The organism is Actinoplanes sp. NPDC051494 (genome assembly GCF_044454705.1).
GTDB lineage: Bacteria > Actinomycetota > Actinomycetes > Mycobacteriales > Micromonosporaceae > Actinoplanes.
This window is the reverse complement of sequence record NZ_JBITDZ010000018.1, coordinates 55530-73442: the sequence shown is the minus strand read 5'-3', so window position 1 is coordinate 73442 and position 17913 is coordinate 55530. Positions and strand designations below refer to the sequence as shown.

The window sequence follows — 17913 nt, the reverse complement described above, 5'->3', positions numbered from 1 at the left end:
CTTACTAGACTTCGATTCCATGCTCACCATGCAGGACGCGCTCGCCCGGCTCACCGCGTACTGGACCGACCAGGGTTGTCTGGTCGTCCAGCCGATGAACACCGAGGTCGGTGCCGGCACCCTCAACCCCGCCACCTTCCTGCGGGTGCTGGGCCCGGAGCCGTGGCGCGTGGTCTATCCGGAGCCGTCCGTGCGGCCCGACGACTCCCGTTACGGCGAGAACCCGAACCGGCTCCAGACCCACACCCAGCTGCAGGTGATCCTCAAGCCCGACCCGGGCAACTCGCAGGAGCTCTACCTGGGCAGTCTCGCCGCGCTCGGCATCGACGTGGCCGCGCACGACGTGCGCTTCGTCGAGGACAACTGGGCCGCGCCGGCGATGGGCGCGTGGGGGCTGGGCTGGGAGGTCTGGCTCGACGGGCTGGAGATCACCCAGTTCACGTACTTCCAGCAGGCCGGCGGCATCAACCTCGACCCGGTCAGCGTGGAGATCACGTACGGCATCGAGCGCATCATCATGGCGTTGCAGGGCGTCACCCACTTCAAGGACATCGAGTACGCCAAGGGTGTCAGCTACGGCGAGGTGTTCGGCCAGGGCGAGTACGAGATGTCCCGTTACTACCTCGACGACGCCGACGTCGCGGTCAACCGGGAGCTGCTCGAGCTGTACGCCGCCGAGGCCCAGCGCCTGATCGACGCCGGACTGCCGGTGCCCGCCCACACGTACGTGCTCAAGTGCTCCCACGCGTTCAACGTGCTCGACTCCCGGGGTGCCGTCTCCACCGCCGACCGGGCCGCCGAGTTCGCCCGGATGCGCCGGCTCGCCGGGGAGGTCGCCAAGCTCTGGGTGGCCCGCCGCGACGAGGAGGGCCACCCGCTGGGCCTGTCCGAGCCGCTGCCCGAGGCGATCGCCGCCGCACCCACGGACGCGCACGGCGACACGCCCCGCACGCTCGTGGTCGAGATCGGTACCGAGGAGCTGCCGCCGTCCGAGGCGCGCTCCGCCCGTACCCATCTGCTGAAGGAGCTGACCGCCCAGCTCGCGCAGACCCGCCTGGCGCACGGCGACCTGCGGGTGCACGCCACACCGCGGCGCCTGATCGCGGTGGTCACCGACGTGGCCGCCCGCGAGCAGGACTACACCCAGACCGTCAAGGGACCGAAGACCACCGCCCCGGACAAGGCGAAAGAGGGCTTCGCGCGCTCCCAGGGCGTGGCCCTGGAGTCGCTGGAGACCGCCGACGTCAACGGCGTACCCCATCTGGTGGTCAGCAAGCATGTCGCCGGCGGCACCGCGGCGGCCGTGCTCGGACCGCTGCTCGCGAAGACCGTCGGCGGCCTGCGCGCGGCCAAGAACATGCGCTGGAACGACCCCAAGCTGTCGTTCACCCGGCCGATCCGCTGGCTGGTCGCGCTGTGGGGCGACGACGTCGTGCCGGTCGCGGTGGGCGCGCTCACCTCCGGCCGGGAGACCCGGGTGCTGCGCACCGCCGCCGAGCCGGTGCTCAGCGTCGCGTCGGCGGAGACGTTCATGGAGACCATCGCGATCAACGGCATCGTGGCCGACCCCGACGACCGGCGCGAGCTGATCGTCTCCGGCGCCCAGGAACTCGCCTACGGTGAGGGCAGCGTCGACGTCTCCGGCGAGAGCGCTCTGATCGACCAGATCAGCTACCTGGTGGAACAGCCGACCCCGCTGCTGGGCCGCTTCGACGAACGCTATCTGGAGCTGCCGGCCGAGGTCCTGACCACGGTCATGCGCAAACACCAGAGATACCTTCCGGTACGCGGTGAGCACGGCGCACTGCTCCCCATGTTCATCACCGTGGCGAACGGCCCGGTCGACGTCGACCTGGTGCGCTCCGGCAACGAGGCGGTGCTGCGGGCCCGTTACGAGGACGCGGCGTTCTTCTACCGGGCCGACCGGGGCACCCCGGTCGCCGACATGCGCGACAAGCTGCAGCGCCTCACGTTCACCGACAAGCTCGGCTCGATGGCCGACCGCGCGGACCGCATCGACTCACTGACCGCCCAGCTGGCCCCGGCCGCCGGGGTGGAAGGGGCCGACGCCCGGGTCGCCGACCGCGCCGGTGACCTGGTCAAGTTCGACCTGGGCTCCCAGCTCGTCACCGAGATGACCAGCCTGGCCGGGGTCATGGCCCGCGACTACGCCCTCAACGCGGGCGAGTCCGAGGCGGTCGCCCGCGCCGTCTACGAGACCGAGCTGCCCCGCGGTGCCGGCGGTGAGCTGCCCGGGTCCGTACCCGGCGCGCTGCTGTCCATGGCCGACCGCCTGGACCTGGTCGCGGGCCTCGCGGCGACGGTGGGCCTGCCGACCGGCAGCAGCGACCCGTTCGCGGTCCGCCGGGCCGTCCTGGGCCTGCTCGCGGTCCACCGGCACCACCCGGACCTGGCCGCACTCAGCCTGTTCGACGGTCTGACCTGGGCCGCGTCGTTGCAGCCGGTCGAGGTCACGCAGGCCGTCCTGGCCGACATCCGCGAGTTCCTGACCCGCCGTCTCGAGCAGGCCTTCACCGAGGAGGGTCATCCGGTCGACCGGGTCCGCGCGGTCCTGCCGCACGCGGCCCGCCCGTCGGTCGCCGACAAGCTGCTGGCCAGGCTCGGCCGGCTCGTCACGGACAAGGACTTCCGCGACCTCGCCGAGGCCATCCAGCGGGCCCGGCGGATCGTCCCGGAGGGCACCCCGGCCACGTACGACGCCACGGCGCTGAAGGAGCCGGCCGAGCTGGCCCTGCACGAGGCCGTCGTGGCGGTGCGGGCCAAGCTCGAGGGCGCCCCCGACCTGGGGCTGTTCACGGCGCTGGCGGCCCCGGTCACCGCGCCGGTGCACCGCTTCTTCGACGACGTCTTCGTGATGGACGAGGACCGTACCGTCCGGGCGGCCCGTCTCGGTCTGCTGGCCACCGTCCGTGATCTCGGCGACGGCCTGCTCGACTGGCCGCAGCTGCGTCTCTGACGCGTCCGCTCCAGGCGTGGTAGCCGCGGCTACCACGCCTGGACGAGGTGCCCACCGGCGCCGGGGACTACCGTGATGATCATGTGGTGGCGGGGAGTGACGCGCCGGCATCCCGTGCGGGCCGACGCGATCCTGGCCGGCGTCATGGTCGTGCCGGGGGTCGGCACGGCGTGGGAACCGACCTGGACCACCGCGCTCGTCTCGGCCATCGCGTTCGTCGCGGTCACCCTGCGCAGCCTGTGGCCGGTCGTGGTGACCGTCGTCACGGCGGTGGTGTCCGCGGTGGTCGTCCAGGTCACCGCCGAGCAGCAGCCGTTGCTGCTGCTGGCCGTCGCGGTGGTCGCCTACCGGCTGGCGACGCTGGCCGGCCGGCGGACCACCTGGCTGGTCGCCGGCGGCTCCACGCTGCTGATGTATCTCGCGGACGCACTGGGCGCCCACGCGAGGCTGCTGAGCTCGGAGAGCTTCGGTGTCATCGCGTTCCTCGGCATGGTGACCGCGATCGGGGACGCCACCCGCAGCCGCCGCGCGTACATCGCCGCGGTCGAGGAACGGGCCCGCCGCGCCGAGCAGGACCGTGACGAGGAGGCCCAGCGCCGGGTGATCCAGGAACGGCTGCGGATCGCCCGGGAGCTGCACGACGTGGTCGCCCACCACATCGCCGTCATCAACGTGCAGACCGGCGTGGCGAACCACCTGCTCGACCGCCGTCCCGAGGGGGTGCGGCCGGCGCTGGGACACATCCACGACGCCTGCGACACCGTGCTCGGCGAGCTCGCCTCGATCGTCGGGGTGCTGCGCCAGGACGACGACCCCGATTTCGGCACCGAACCGATCTCCGGCCTGGACCGCCTCCCGGCGCTGGTCACGTCGCTGACCGCGGCGGGGCTCGAGGTGCGGCACCGGCAGGACGGCGACGCCCGGGACCTGCCCGCGGTGGTGGACCTCGCGGCGTACCGGATCGTGCAGGAAGCCCTGACCAACGCGCACAAGTACGGCACCGGCAGCGCCGAGCTCGTCATCGGGTACGGCCCGGACACGCTGAGCATCGACGTGGTCAACGCGGTCGCGGACACCCGGGCACCGACCCGCTCCGGGTTCGGCATCCTCGGCATGACCGAGCGGGTCGCCGCCACCCACGGCACGCTGACCACCCGGGCCACCCCCGACGGCCGGTTCTGTGTGCACGCCGAACTGCCCGTCCCGACCGTCTCCCGCCCGGAGGACCCCGCATGACGATCCGTGTCCTGCTCGCCGACGACCAGGCGCTCATCCGGGCCGGTTACCGGCAGATCCTGGAGGTCGAGGACGACATCGAGGTGGTGGGCGAGGCGGTCGACGGCCGGGAGGCGGTGGACCTGGCCCGGCGTACCCGCGCCGACGTCGTGCTCATGGACGTGCGGATGCCCGGGACCGACGGCATCGAGGCGACCCGCCGGATCGCCGCGGACGAGGACCTCGCCGGGGTCCGGATCCTGGTGCTGACCACGTTCGAGAACGACGACAACGTGCTGCTCGCGCTGCGGGCCGGCGCGAGCGGGTTCCTCGGCAAGAACTTCGCCCCGCAGGAGCTGATCGACGCGGTGCGGACCGTCGCCGCCGGTGACGCGCTGCTGTCAGCGCAGGCGACCCGGGAGCTCATCAGTCACGTCCGCGACCGCCAGCACGAGGACGTACCGACCCCGGCGGCCGCGTTCGGGCTGCTCACCGACCGCGAGCGCGAGGTCGCCGTGCTGGCCGCGCACGGACTGTCCAACGATGCCATCGCCGAGCGGCTGTTCGTCTCGCCGCTGACCGCGAAGACCCACGTCAACCACGCGATGGCCAAGCTCGGGGCCCGCGACCGCGCCCAGCTCGTCGTCCTCGCGTACCAGAACGGCCTGGTCCGGCCCGGCGACGTGCTACCGCCGCTGAAGTAGTCCGCATCGCTGCTCCGGGATGACGCCGGCGACCGCGCCCTTGCGAAGACTCGCTGCCATGTTGTTCTTGTCGCGCATCAGTGTCATCAACCGGAAGTTGGTGGCGTTCCTTTCCGTGCTCGTGGTCGCCCTGGGGGTCTACGCCACCCTGGCGGTCAAGCAGCAGTTGCTGCCGGACCTGTCCTTCCCCGCCGTCACCGTGGTGGTGCCCTATCCCGGCGCCGCGCCCGAGGTGGTCGAGCAACAGGTGGTCCTGCCGATCGAGGACGCGCTCAAGGGCCTCGACGGCGTCGAGGACTACCGTTCGACGTCGGCGCAGGGCTCGGCGACGGTGTCACTGACGTTCGACTACGCGGTCGACCTCGACGCCGCCGCCGGCGCGGTCCGGCAGGCCCTCGCCCAGCTCGCGCCGCGGCTGCCCGGCGGCGTCGACCCGCAGGTGGCGACCGGATCGCTCGCCGACCTGCCGACCATGACGCTGGCCGCGACCGGCGACGGCGACCAGCGGCAGCTCGGGGTGCGGCTCGCCACCGGTGTCGTGCCCGCGCTGCGGGCCGTGGACGGCGTCAACGAGGTCACCCTCTCCGGCACCCGCGACCAGCTGATCACGGTCACCCCGCGGGACGGGATCCCGGCCGCCGCGGTCACCGCCGCGCTCGCGTCCCTGGGCGGCACGTCCTCGGCCGGTTCCATCAGCTCCGACGGCAAGGACGTGAGCCTGGCGGTCGGCCGGGAGGTCACCTCGCTCGCCCAGATCGAGGACCTGTGGGTCACACCCGGTCCGGTCCGGCTGGGGGACGTCGCGTCGGTGCGGCTGACCGACGCGCCCGCCACCTCCATCACCCGCACGAACGGCCGGCCCAGCCTCGGCATCACGATCACCATGACGCACGACGGCAGCGCCTCGTCGATCTCCGACGAGGTCCGCGACCTGCTCCCGGAACTGACCGCCCCGCTGGGTGACGGCGCCGCGCTGACCGTGGTCTCCGACAACGGCCCCGCGGTCCAGCAGGCCGTCCACGGGCTGCTGGAGGAAGGCCTGCTCGGCCTCGCCATGGCGGTCCTGGTGATCGTGCTGTTCCTGCGCTCGATCCGCTCGACGATCGTCACCGCCGTGTCGATCCCGCTGTCGCTGCTGATCGCACTCATCGCGGTCTGGCAGCGCGACTACTCGCTCAACCTGCTCACCCTCGGCGCGCTGACCCTGGCGGTGGGCCGCGTCGTCGACGACTCCATCGTGGTCCTGGAGAACATCAAACGCCATCTCGGGTACGGCGAACCGCGCGACCGGGCCATCCTCACCGCCGTGCGCGAGGTGTCCACCGCGGTGATCGCCTCCACCCTCACCACGGTCGCCGTCTTCCTGCCCATCGGCCTCGTCGGCGGGTTGATCGGCGAGTTGTTCAGCCCGTTCGCCATCACCGTCACCGTCGCGATGCTGGCCTCGCTGCTGGTCTCGCTCACCGTGGTGCCGGCCCTGGCCTACTGGTTCCTGCGCGGCCCGGCCGCCACCGAGGCGGTGTCACCGGACGACGAACGCGACGGCTTCCTGCAGCGCCGGTACCTCCCGGTGATCACCTGGTCGGTGCACCACCGCAAGACCGTGCTCGGGTCGGCGGCCGTGCTGCTCGCGCTCACCGCGCTGATGTTCACCGGGCTCAAGACCAGCTTTTTGGGCGACGCGGAGCAGACGAGCCTCGGCATCACCCAGACGCTGCCGGCGGGCACCGGCCTGGACACCACCGACGCCGCGGTGGCCCGCGCCGAGCAGGTGATCGACGGGGTCGACGGCGTCACGTCCTATCAGGTGCGGATCAGCGGGGCCGTCGCGTCGTACACGCTGACCCTGGATCCTGATTTCTCCCAGGAGACCCTGCGGGAGCGGCTGGAGGCGGTTCCCGGTGACATCGTCGTGGCCGCCGCGGGTGTCGCGGGCAGCAACATCCAGGTGTCGGTCCAGGCTCCCGACGACGCGACGCTGCGGGCGGCGACCGACCAGGTGCGCCAGGCCGTCGCCGGGGTGCCCGAGGTCACCGACGTGCGCAGCGACCTGGGCGAGAGCTCGCCGCGGATCAGCGTCGTCACCAGGGGCGAGCAGGCCGCCCGCCGTGGGCTCACCGACGAGGCGATCCTCGCCGTGTTGCGCCAGGCCGTCGCCGGGACCACGGTCCGGTCGGTGACCGTCGACGGGACCCCGCACGACATCGTGGTCCGGACCGGCGGCACCGCCCCGGACAGCCTCGCCGCGGTCCGGGCCCTCCCGGTGCCGGTGACCGGCGGCGACGTCCGGCTCGACCAGGTCGCCACGGTCACCCTGAGCGCGTCCCCGGCCGAGCGCACCCGCGTCGACGGCCACCGGGTCACGACCGTCACCGCCACCCCGGCGGGCGACGACACCGGTGCCGCGAGCACGGCCGTCACCGGCGCGGTCTCGGCGCTGCGGCTGCCGGCCGGCGCCACGTACACGATCGGTGGTGTCACGGCCGACCAGGACGAGGCGTTCAACGGCCTGATCCTGGCCATGGCCGCCGCGATCGCGCTGGTGTTCCTCGTGCTGGTGGCGGTGTTCCGCAGCATCCGGCAGACCCTGATCCTGCTGGTGTCGGTGCCGTTCGCGCTGGTCGGCGCCGTCGCGCTGCTGCTGGTCACCGGCACCCCGCTCGGTCTCGCGGCGCTCATCGGCATCCTGATGCTGATCGGCATCGTGGTCACCAACGCGATCGTGCTGATGGACCTGATCAACCAGTACCGTGAGCGCGGCCTGCCGGTGGCCGAGGCGGTCGTCGAGGGCGGCCTGCGGCGGCTCCGGCCGATCCTGATGACCGCGCTCGCGACCATCTTCGCGCTGCTCCCGATGGGGCTCGGCATCACCGGGGCCGGCGGTTTCATCTCCCAGCCGCTCGCCGTGGTGGTGATCGGCGGCCTGGTCAGCTCGACCGCGCTGACCCTGGTCCTGATCCCGGTCCTCTACACGATGGTCGAGACCCGCCGCTCCGGCCGGCCCGTCCCCGCTGTCCCCGAGCCGGACCTGGTCACCGCGCGCTGACGCGTGGATCCCGCGCGGGTGGCCCCACGGCGGGCTGCCCGCGCGCGGCGTCGTAGTCGCGCTGCCGGGCGCCGATCTCGTCGGCGTGCTCGAGCGTCCAGGCGTACAGGTGGGAGAACGGCTCGCGCAGCGACTCCCCGAGCGGTGTCAGCGAATATTCCACCCCGACCGGCGAGGTCGGCAGCACCCGGCGCTCGATCATGCCGTTGCGCTCCAGCCGGCGCAGGGTCTGGGTGAGCACGCGCTGTGTCACGCCCTGCAGCCGCCGCTTGATCTCGTTGAACCGACGTGGCTCCACCAGCACCGTCATGATCATCAGCGACCACTTGTCGGCGATCTGGTCGAGGATCGGGCGGCTGGGGCAGTCCGCGCTGAAAACCCACTCCGGGTCGCCGGGGTCGATCACGCTCAGTATCCTCCAGGATCCTTGATATGCCGGAAGTGCGTTATTGACGGCCTCCGGCGATCACTCAACGATAGGTATACATCAGATACCTAGCTCCCTGGAGTGATCGTCGTGGTTCAGCCCGCCTTCGCCACCCTGCGCGTCACGCGCGACCGCGGTGTCGTCACCGTCGTGCTCGACAACCCGCCCGTCAACGTGCTCAGCCTGCCGATGATGGCCGAGCTGATGACGCTGCTGGCCGCGCTGCGTGACGACGACACCGCCCGGGTCGTCGTGTTCGAGAGCGCCGACCCGGAATTCTTCATCGCCCACGTCGACATGACCCTCGTCGACGACGCGGACGCCGTCGCCGACCCGACCGCCGGGGCCCCGGACGGGCTCAACGTCTTCCAGGCGCTCGGCGAGGCCGTCCGTACCCTGCCGCAGGTGACCGTCGTCAAGCTGGCCGGGCTGGCCCGCGGCGGCGGTGCCGAGTTCGTCACGGCGGCCGATCTGAGCTTCGCGGCGATCGGCCGGGCCGGGCTCGGCCAGATGGAGGCGCTCGGCGGCATCGTGCCCGGTGGCGGCGGCACGCAGTACCTACTGCACCGCACCGGCCGCAACCGCGCCCTGGAGATCGTCCTCGGCGCGGACCTGTTCGACGCCGGGACCGCGGAACGCTACGGCTGGGTCAATCGCGCGCTGCCGGCCGAGGAGCTCGACGCGTTCGTCGACCGGATCGCCCACCACATCGCCGGCCTGCCGGACGGCACGATCGCCGCCGCCAAGCACGCGCTGCCACCCGCGGACCTGGCCGCCGGGATGCTCCGCGAGCACGAGGCCTGGGCCGGCCAGTTCGCCCGGCCGGCCGCGGTGCGGCTGCTCCGCGGTGCCCTCGCGGCCGGCGCGCAGACCCGCGACGGCGAACGCCACCTGGAGGAACTGCTGCGCTCGGTGGCCGGCTGAGAGATCCTTCCGTGTCGGTGTCACCGAACGGCCGGCCCGGCACGTCAGCAACAGCAGTGGCCACCGACACGGAAGGACGGCCGTGACCGAGGACCTGAGGGCGCTGATGCGGTCGGAACTGAACGACGAACGTCCACCACCGCTGGGCGACCTGGTGGCGACGGCGATGCGGGACGGCCGGCGGATCACCCGCAACCGCCGCCTCGCCATGACCGGCGCGGCCGTCGCGGTGCTGGGCGTGGTCGCCGGTGGCGGGGCGCTCGCGTGGCCGTCCACCACGCCCGGCCCGGAACCGGTCGCCCCGGCCGCGTCGGCCCCGGTCACGCGCCCCACGGTCACGCCCGCCCCGGCCACGCCGCCCACGGCCGCGCCCACCAGGTCGGTGACCGTCTCCACCGCACCGGCGCCGGTGGCCTCCACGTGGTCGGCGCCGGTCGTCGGTAAGCGCGTCCCCGGCAAGCTGCTCAAGGCCACCCCGCAGGCGGTGCTCGAACTGCTCACCCAGCTGCTGCCGAAGGGCCGGACCTCCGCACCGGCCGCCAACGCCGACGACGGTCTGTTCGCGCAGGTCCACCTGGACACCGGGAACGGGCCCGGGCTGATCCGGGTCCGGCTCGACGCGGTCGCCGAGCGCAAGATCAGACCGGGCACCGTGGACATCGAGACGTCCGAGGGCTCCGGCGACTGCACCCGCAGCATGACCGTGACCGCCTGGTACCCGGACGGTGGGCGCCTGCGGATGGACGTCGCCACCTGCCTGGCCGACGGGACCAGACGGACGCCGCCGGCGCTCACCCGCGACGACGCGGTGGCGGTCGTGTCCGACGCCCGCTGGGGCCTGGCGATGGACGCCGAGCTGGTCACGGTGGGGGCCAAACACTTCGCCGACGTCCCGCGGACCGCGAGGTGAGCCCGCGATGACCGACGACTTCGAGACGTTCGCCCGCGCCTCCGCCGAACGGCTGCGGACCACCGCGTTCATGCTGTGCCGCGACTGGCACCTCGCCCAGGACCTCACCCAGACCACCCTGACCAAGGTGTACGTGAGCTGGCGCAAGGTCTCCCAGGCAGACAACCCGGTGGCGTACGCGCAGAAGATCCTGTTCCGTGCCTACCTCGACCACCGCCGCCTGCGCAGCTCCACCGAGACGGTCACCGCGGAGTTCGAGGAGATCGCCCGCAGCGCCAGCCCGGACCTGCGCCTGACCATGCTGGAGGCACTGGCGCAGCTGTCCCCCCGCGACCGGGCGATCGTCATCCTGCGCTACTTCGAGGACTACACCGTGGGCCAGACCGCGGAGGTCCTGAACCTGCCCGACAGCGTGGTCAAGACCCAGACCCGGCGCGCCCTGGCCAAGCTCCGCGAACTCCTGACCCCCGACCACATGGCCCTGTTCGCCTGAGAGCTTTCGGTAGATTGGGGTCCCGATCAGCACCGGCGGAGGGCGGCACCGACATGGCAGCACGACTGCAGGTCCCCGGGAATTCCCCCGATCCCGCGGCGGTGCTCGCCTCCGCCCGGGAGATCCTGGCCGGCCGGGACATCCTGTCGATCGCCACGCTTTCGCCGGAGCTGGGGCCGCACGCCAATCAGGCGTTCTTCGCCGTCGACGCCGACCTGACCCTGTGGTTCGTCAGCGAACGGACGACCCGGCACAGCCGCAACATCAGCGCCGACCCCCGTACGGCCGCATCGGTCTTTCTCGACCCGCCGGTGTACGGCGAGGGTCTGCGTGGAGTGCAGCTGCGGGGACCGGCGCGCGAAGCCGGGCCGGAGGAGCGTCCGGCGGCGCTGGCCGTCCTGCGGGACCGGTTCCCGGCGTTCGCCGAGGCCCCTCACGTGCGGGAGGGTTTCCTGGCGGGGGAATTGCCGGCGACGTTCTACCGGATCGACGTCGCGGAGCTCACCGTTCTCGACGAACCACGTTTCGGGCGCCGCGTCTACGTCCCCGCGACCGTCCTTCGCCCCTGACGCCCCGGCCGGTCTCAGTCCGCGTCGATCTCGGGAACGTCCACATTGGTGAAGACGGCGAGGCTGTCCGCGGGATCGAGTTCCTCGGCGAGCCGCTGGAGGTGGACGAGCGGATCCTCGTCGGCCGGCAGGGTGCCGGCCCGCAGCCGGAGCAGCCAATCCGGCGTGCCGAACGGCTCGGGCATCAGCTCACCTCTATTTGTGTAGCCCATCTTTCCGGCGCGCCCTAGTCTAAACCGCACCCGAACAGTCCTGGTTGGCATCAGGGAGGGCGCATGAGCGCTACCGGCAAGCGGGTGCGGCTGGCCCGGATGTTCCGGCGCGGGCGGCTCGTCATGATCCCCTTCGACGACGACCTGATCAACGGCCCGTTCGAGGGCCTGATCGATCCCCTGGGGCGGATCCGGGAGACCGCCGGTCACGCCGACGCGATCCTCGGTTACCGCCGGCTGTCCGAGCTCTGCGCGCGCGAGGGTGTCACGGTCCCGTTCGTGCGCAACCTCAGCGGCAGCACCGTGCACCGTGACCACACGCGCAAGGTGCTGGTCGGCACCGTGGAGGCGGCCCTGCGCGACGGCTGCGACGCGGTGGCGGTGCACGTCAACATCTCGTCGGCGTTCGAGTCGTCGATGCTCGGTGCGCTCGGCGTCATCGGTGAGGAGTGCGACCGCTCGGGGATGCCGCTGGTGGCCATCATGTATCCCCGGCGCGAGGAGAACGGCCGCGACGACAATTACCTCGAGCTCAGGAAGCAGGACAACCCGGCGTACGTGAGACTTGTCCGGCATTGCGTCCGGGTAGGGGTCGAACTCGGGGCCGATCTGGTGAAGACGCAGTACACCGGTGACCTGGAGGGCTTCGCGTCGGTCGTCGACGCGGCCATGGGCGTGCCGGTGATCATCGCGGGTGGTCCCAAGGTGTCCGTCGAGGACGCCCTGGACAATGCTCATGGAGCGATCCGGGCCGGGGCCGCGGGTGTCTGCTTCGGACGTAACTCCTACAACCGGACCGACCCCGCGAGGTTCGTCCGGTCGCTCTCGGCGGTGGTCCACGACGGCCGGCCTCCGCGCCGGCTCGACGAGATCGACAGCCCGGTCGATGCGGCGACCTGAGTCGTGGACGGCCGGTGCGGTGCCGTCCGCGCTCGGCACCGCCGCGGTGGCCCTGCTGTGGGGCACGAGCGGGGCTTTCGTACGGTTCCTGGACCTCCCCGCCGCGGAGATCGCCTGCTTGCGTGCCGCGCTCGGGGCCGTCGCGGTGAGCGCCTGGCTCGTTCTCCGGAACCGGTCCTTCCGCATGTCCCTGCCCCGGGCCGGCCTCCGCGCGCTGCTGATCTCCGGCGTCCTGCTCGCGGTCCACTGGCTGACGTTCGTCATGGCCCTGCAACGTGCCCCGATCGGGACCGTCCTGACCGGCATCTACCTGGCTCCGATCGTGGTGGCCGCGCTCGCCCGGCGCACCCTGGGCGAGCGGGTCAGCGGGACGACGCTGCTGACCACCGTCGCCGCCGTCGCGGGCAGCGCCCTCGTGCTGCGCCCCGGGGAGACCGGTGGATGGACGGGAGTGGCGACGATCCTCGTCTCCGCGCTGACCTACGCGGGTTCGATCCTCGCCGGCAAGAAGGCGCTCCGGACGTCCGCACCCCTGGTCGTGGCGTCCGGTCAGCTCGGGGTCACCGCGATCGTCCTCGCCCCGCTGCTGCTCATCGACGTCGAGCCGCTCTCCGTCGCCGCCGCCGGGGCCCTGCTGCTGCTCGGTGTCGTCTACAGTGCCGTAGCGATGGTGGTCTATCTGGTGTCGCTGCGGGGGATCTCCGCGACGTCCTCCGCGATCCTGCTCTGCCTCGAACCGGTGGCGGGCTTCGGCACCGGATGGGCTCTTTTCGGTGAACGGCCGCATCCGTTGACCGTCGTGGGCGCGCTGACGGTACTCGCCGCGGGCACACTGGTCACCGTCGGGACAACCCGGGCGGACGCCTCCCGGGCACCGCATCCGCCGCGACAAAGGGGTTCCACATGACACTGTCCGGGCAGGTAGCGCTCGTCACCGGGTCCTCGCGGGGGATCGGCCGCGCCGTCGCCGCCGCCCTGGCCGCCAGGGGTGCGCGGGTGGTGGTCAACTCGCGTACCGACCCGGCCGAGGGCGAGGCCGTGGTCCAGGAGATCATCCGGGCCGGGGGCGACGCCGCGTACGTGCGGGCCGACGTCGCCGTCGAGGATCAGGTGGAGACGCTGTTCGACCGGGCCGAGACCCTCTTCGGGCCGGTCGGCATCCTGGTCAACAACGCCGGCGTCACCGAGAGCATGCCGTTCGCGGAGACGACCGCCGACTACTGGCAGCGTTCGATGAACGTGAATTTCCTGTCGACGGTGCTGTGTTCCCGGCGGGCGGCGGCCGCGATGGCCGGCCGTGGCGGGACCATCATCAACACGTCCTCGATCCGCGGCTTCGACGCGAACGGGCGGGAGGGGATCATGGGCTATTCGGCCGCCAAGGCCGCGCTGAACAATTTCACCCGGACGCTGGCGAAGGAACTCGCCCCGCAGGTCCGGGTCAACGCGGTGGCGCCGGGGTTCGTCGCGACCTCGTACATGGACCGGGTGAGCGAGGAGCAGAAGCGGCAATGGCTGGACGTCATCCCGCTGCGGCGCTTCATCACCGCTGAGGAGATCGCCGGGGTGTTCGTCTTCCTCGCCGAGACGCCGTTCCTGACCGGCACGATCATCAACGCCGACGCGGGATTCACTCTCGGCCGGGGCTGATGTGACCAGAAAAGTCTTCATCTCGTACCAGCGGGATTCCGCCGACATCGCGCTGCGCCTGCACGACGACCTCACCGGGGCCGGGTACGTCACCTGGCTCGACACCGCGCGCATCCAGCACACCGATCGGTGGGCGGTCGCCGTCGACCAGGCGCTGCGCGAAGCCGACTGCATGGTGCTGCTGCTCACCGCGGCGGCCGGCGAATCCGTCGAGGTGTTCAACGAATGGTTCTACTTCTACAAGAACCGCAAACCGCTGCACATCATCCGGCTCGACGGCGCCCCCATGCATTACCAGCTCCTGCCCTTCCAGCGACTCGAATGGTCCGGCCGGCTCGACGGCGCCTGGCCGGCACTGGTGGCGGAACTGCTGACCCGGCTCCGGCTCGCCCCCGACCGGCGGCCACCGTCGCCGCCGGACGCCGTCGTCACGACGCCCCTCGCCCCGGCGAGAAACGTGAACGGCTCGCTGTACGCGGTCCTGCACGCGCTGCGCAATCCCGGCGAGCCGGTGGCACTGCGGCCCGAACAGCTCCGCGAGATCCAGGTCCACAAAGCGCGCGACCTGCTGGACTACTACGTCGCCTGCTACGCGCGCTGGTGCGGACCGCAATACCAGCTGGATCGCCGGTTCGTGCGCCTGACGCTGGTGTACGACGAGGGCACCGCCTCCCCGGACCGGTGGGTCACGATGCCCAGCACCCGCGAGAGCGACGACCTCGACGACATCCTCGACCATTCCAGCTCGTTCGCGTACGTCCTGCTCGGCGCACCGGGATCGGGTAAGACGACACTGTTGCGGCGGCTGGAGATGGACGTCGCGAGCCGGGCTGTCACCGGCGGCAGCCCGGAGCCGGTGGTCCCGTTCAGCGTCTCGCTGGCCGAGTTCGGGCTCGGTCAGGCCGGCCAGATCCCGGACCCGCTGCAATGGCTGACGCAGCGATGGGCGGCACGCAACCCCCTGCTGCCGCCGTTGCAGCGGTTCCTGGCCGAAGGCCGGGTGCTGCTGCTCGTCGACGGGCTGAACGAGATCGCGCACTTCGACGCCGCCGACCTGCGCCGGCGGATCGACGCCTGGCGGGCGTTCCTGTACGAGCAGATCCGCGACATCGCCGGCAACCGCGCCGTCTTCACCTGCCGCACCCTGGACTACGGCGCGATGCTGAGCACTAAGGACGTCGGCGTCCCGCACATCCGCCTCGCGCCCATGTCCCGGGAGCAGGTGATCTCGTACCTCGATCTGCATCTTCCCGAGCACGGTGAACTCGCCCGGAGCACGCTGCTCCGCGACGCGCACACGATGTCTCTCTACCGGACCCCGTACATGATGCGCCTGCTGGTGAGCCAGGTGCGGGCGATCGGTACCGTCCCGGTCGGCCGGGCCGACGCGTTCACCACCATGATCCGCGAGCTGCTGCGCCGGGAGATCCTCGCCGGGAACCAGCGCCTGGCCGACCCCGAACTGCTGACCGAACGTGAACAGCGGCGGTTGCGCGACGGGGTGAAGGACCCCCTGTGGCTGCCCGACGGGGGCCAGTTCATCCCCGCCCTCACCCGGCTCGCGTATCAGATGCAGACGACCAGGCCCGGGCAGGACAAGGGCACGGTCGCGGTGGACTACCGCACCGCGGTCGCCCTGCTCAACGGTCTGGCCCGGCTCGCGGAGGCCACCCTGCTCGTCGGTTTCGACACCGGCATCCTCGACGAGCACGAGGAGACGATCCGCTTCTTCCACCAGCTCCTGCAGGAGTTCTTCGCCGCCCGTCAGCTCAGCGCCGACCCCGACCTGCGGCACCTCGCGGTCGACACCCGAGCCGGGAACGTCGTACCCCCGCTCGAGACCCAGCTGGGCCACCTCGCCGCCGGTGAACCGCTCCCGCCGCTGGCGACGACCGGGTGGGAGGAGACCGCCGTCATGGCCGCCGCCGTGGCCGCGGATCCGGACGCCTTCGTGCTGCAGATCCTCGAGGTCAACCCGGCGCTCGCCGGTCGCTGCGCCGCCGCCGGTGACGTGCGGTGCTCCGACGAGGTGCGCCGGGCGGTCGCCGGGCGGCTGCTGGCCGGGCTCGACGATCGGGGCGAGGACCTCCGGGCCCGGATCGCGTACGGCCGGGTGCTGGGCGGGCTTCCCGATGCCCGCTTCGACCGGGCCGAGGGACGGTACGGCGCGGCCGCGCTGCCACGTTTCGTCACGGTCGCGGCGGGACGGCACCGCATCGGCGCCGACGACACGCCGTACCAGCTGGAGCGACCCGCCCACGAGGTCGAGCTGCCGGCCTTCGAGATCGCCGTCACGCCGGTGACCAACGCCGAGTACGCACTGTTCGTCGCCGCCGGCGGATACCAGGACGACCGCTGGTGGCGCACCGCGTCCGCCCGGAGCTGGCTCGCGGGCGACGGTCTCCTCGACCGGATCGCCGAGGAGTGGATCAAGAAGCGGGACAACCTCCGGCGCCGGCCCCGCCTGCCGGTGGACATGCTCGCCCGGGGCGCGGCGACGCTCGCGCAAGCGGTCGGCATGGTCAAGCTGACCAGCATGACGGATGAGCAGCTCCACCAGGCGCTCGCCGACGTCTACGGCCGCGGTGCCCCGCGCCGGCCCGGCTACTGGCACGACGACCGGCTCAACCACCCGTCGTGCCCGGTCGTCGGCGTCAGCGTGTACGAGGCCGAGGCCTACTGTTCCTGGCTGGCCGCCACGACGGGCACCGCCGTCCGGCTGCCCACCGAACACGAGTGGGAAGCGGCGGCCGGCCCGGCCCTCCCGTCCGAGCCCCGGTCGGCGAACACCTTCGAGCTGCACATCAGGACCACGACACCGGTGGGCGTCTTCCCCGGCGGGGTCAGCGCTCATGGCTGTCACGACATGGCCGGCAACGTGTTCGAGTGGACGGCGACCGAATACCAGCCGTACCCGTACCCGAATGCCCCGGACCGACCTGCCTCCGACCTGCCCGGGGCGCTGCGTATCTGCCGGGGCGGGTCCTGGCGGCACCACGGGATCCGGGCCCGGAGCGCCTACCGCGGCCGGGGGCACTGCTTCGTCCGCAACGACGACCTCGGATTCCGCCTCGCACGCTGAGCGCGGCCTCTTCTCCGGCCGACCCTTCTCTGGCGGCCCCTTCTCTGGCGGCCCTTTCTCTGGCGGCTGGGGTCAGGCGGCTCGGGGCAGGTGGGTGGGCAGGGTCAGGGTCACCCGGTCGAGGCGCTCGGCGTCCGGGGCGTAGCGGGCGTGCAGGGCGAAGTCGCCCAGCAGCCACCTGTCCCATGGGCCGTAGGTGTCGAGGAAACGGTCCCGCCAGGGGGCTCCGGTCTCGTCCGGGCGCCCGAGCATGGCCCAGATCCGCGAGCGCCGGGGGACGCTGCCCGCACCGCCGGGGATCGTCCCCTCGTACGGGATGAAGTCGTCCTCGCCGTGGAAGTGCAGCACGATCGTGGTGACCGTGCCGTGCGCGTCGGCGGCGAGCTCGACGCCGGCCGCCGGGGAGCGGTAGGCGCGCGAGAGGCCCGAGCCGACCGGGCCCGACGCGGGGACCAGGCGGTATTCCTGGCAGACGAGCTGCACCCGGGCCTCCAGTACGGACCGGCCGAGCAGCCAGGTCAACTCGGTGCGGCCGACCCGGCGGGGCTGGTGCGGCACCGGTCCGGCGTTGGGGCGCCGGGCCCGGCCCGGGGCGGCGAGGATCTCGTCCGAGCGGTCCTCAAGAATTCCCACGCCTCAACGGTAGGCCGCCCGCACGGCACACCTCAAGGGACGCGGTGATCCCGTACCGCCGGCCCGGGTGTGCGCCGGTTGACCTTCCGGCGTCGTTTGCCTTCCGGACATGGCGTCTTCGCCGTCGTGTCGCGCTGATCACCTGAACTTCAGGCCGGGGGTCCGGCGATG

At 72.0% G+C, this 17913-nt stretch carries 15 protein-coding genes; 12 read left to right on the top strand and 3 right to left on the bottom strand.

Features of this window, described 5'->3' with window-relative positions:
* The first annotated feature begins 19 nt into the window (after positions 1 to 19).
* From ACIA6A_RS39790 to ACIA6A_RS39775, 4 genes are all read left to right on the top strand, one after another.
* Positions 20 to 2977 (top strand): glycine--tRNA ligase, encoded by a 2958-nt coding sequence (locus tag ACIA6A_RS39790; protein ID WP_396103329.1) that lies wholly within the window; start codon positions 20 to 22, stop codon positions 2975 to 2977.
* 81 nt (positions 2978 to 3058) lie between these two features.
* Positions 3059 to 4213 carry a sensor histidine kinase gene (locus ACIA6A_RS39785; RefSeq protein ID WP_396103328.1) on the top strand — a complete coding sequence of 385 codons (1155 nt, stop codon included), beginning with the start codon at positions 3059 to 3061 and terminating at the stop codon, positions 4211 to 4213.
* On the top strand, positions 4210 to 4896 hold the full coding sequence (locus tag ACIA6A_RS39780) for a response regulator (protein ID WP_396103326.1): 687 nt from the start codon (positions 4210 to 4212) through the stop codon (positions 4894 to 4896). The genes ACIA6A_RS39785 and ACIA6A_RS39780 overlap by 4 nt, the downstream gene beginning before the upstream one ends.
* Positions 4897 to 4954: 58 nt before the next feature.
* The gene (locus ACIA6A_RS39775) at positions 4955 to 7942 is read left to right on the top strand and encodes an efflux RND transporter permease subunit (protein ID WP_396103325.1); all 2988 of its coding nucleotides are present in this window, start codon (positions 4955 to 4957) and stop codon (positions 7940 to 7942) included.
* Here ACIA6A_RS39775 and ACIA6A_RS39770 read toward each other — a convergent pair.
* Entirely contained in the window at positions 7929 to 8348 is a 420-nt protein-coding gene (locus ACIA6A_RS39770; RefSeq protein WP_396103324.1) for a winged helix-turn-helix transcriptional regulator, read from the bottom strand. The two genes, ACIA6A_RS39775 and ACIA6A_RS39770, sit on opposite strands and share 14 nt — an antisense overlap.
* A 111-nt stretch (positions 8349 to 8459) precedes the next feature.
* Here ACIA6A_RS39770 and ACIA6A_RS39765 point away from each other — a divergent pair, with 111 nt between their 5' ends.
* The 4 genes from ACIA6A_RS39765 (at position 8460) to ACIA6A_RS39750 (ending at position 11265) form a co-directional block, all read left to right on the top strand.
* Positions 8460 to 9293, top strand: a complete 834-nt coding sequence (locus tag ACIA6A_RS39765; protein WP_396103322.1) for an enoyl-CoA hydratase/isomerase family protein — start codon at positions 8460 to 8462, stop codon at positions 9291 to 9293.
* An 82-nt stretch (positions 9294 to 9375) separates the two neighbouring features.
* The gene (locus ACIA6A_RS39760) at positions 9376 to 10203 is read left to right on the top strand and encodes a hypothetical protein (RefSeq protein ID WP_396103321.1); all 828 of its coding nucleotides are present in this window, start codon (positions 9376 to 9378) and stop codon (positions 10201 to 10203) included.
* Positions 10204 to 10210: 7 nt separating this feature from the next.
* Positions 10211 to 10696 carry a SigE family RNA polymerase sigma factor gene (locus tag ACIA6A_RS39755; RefSeq protein ID WP_396103319.1) on the top strand — a complete coding sequence of 162 codons (486 nt, stop codon included), beginning with the start codon at positions 10211 to 10213 and terminating at the stop codon, positions 10694 to 10696.
* A gap of 53 nt (positions 10697 to 10749) precedes the next feature.
* Positions 10750 to 11265 (top strand): pyridoxamine 5'-phosphate oxidase family protein, encoded by a 516-nt coding sequence (locus ACIA6A_RS39750; RefSeq protein ID WP_396103317.1) that lies wholly within the window; start codon positions 10750 to 10752, stop codon positions 11263 to 11265.
* A gap of 14 nt (positions 11266 to 11279) precedes the next feature.
* On the opposite strand, the gene ACIA6A_RS39745 is transcribed toward ACIA6A_RS39750, so the two are convergent.
* Entirely contained in the window at positions 11280 to 11450 is a 171-nt protein-coding gene (locus ACIA6A_RS39745) for a hypothetical protein (RefSeq protein WP_396103316.1), read from the bottom strand.
* Between the two features lie 90 nt (positions 11451 to 11540).
* Here ACIA6A_RS39745 and ACIA6A_RS39740 point away from each other — a divergent pair, with 90 nt between their 5' ends.
* From ACIA6A_RS39740 to ACIA6A_RS39725, 4 genes are read left to right on the top strand one after another with little or no spacing between them, the layout of a single operon-like run.
* Complete coding sequence (locus ACIA6A_RS39740; RefSeq protein ID WP_396103315.1) at positions 11541 to 12377, top strand: fructose-bisphosphate aldolase; 837 nt, start codon at positions 11541 to 11543, stop codon at positions 12375 to 12377.
* A complete protein-coding gene (locus ACIA6A_RS39735) occupies positions 12364 to 13284 on the top strand; it encodes a DMT family transporter (RefSeq protein WP_396103313.1) in 921 nt (306 codons plus the stop codon). Before ACIA6A_RS39740 ends, ACIA6A_RS39735 begins: the two co-directional genes overlap by 14 nt.
* A complete protein-coding gene (locus ACIA6A_RS39730; RefSeq protein ID WP_396103312.1) occupies positions 13281 to 14027 on the top strand; it encodes an SDR family NAD(P)-dependent oxidoreductase in 747 nt (248 codons plus the stop codon). Before ACIA6A_RS39735 ends, ACIA6A_RS39730 begins: the two co-directional genes overlap by 4 nt.
* A gap of 1 nt (position 14028) precedes the next feature.
* On the top strand, positions 14029 to 17109 hold the full coding sequence (locus tag ACIA6A_RS39725; RefSeq protein WP_396103311.1) for an SUMF1/EgtB/PvdO family nonheme iron enzyme: 3081 nt from the start codon (positions 14029 to 14031) through the stop codon (positions 17107 to 17109).
* 72 nt (positions 17110 to 17181) lie between these two features.
* Here the strand turns inward: ACIA6A_RS39725 and ACIA6A_RS39720 are convergent, their stop codons facing one another.
* Positions 17182 to 17742, bottom strand: a complete 561-nt coding sequence (locus ACIA6A_RS39720; protein WP_396103309.1) for a hypothetical protein — start codon at positions 17740 to 17742, stop codon at positions 17182 to 17184.
* Positions 17743 to 17913 lie beyond the last annotated feature (171 nt).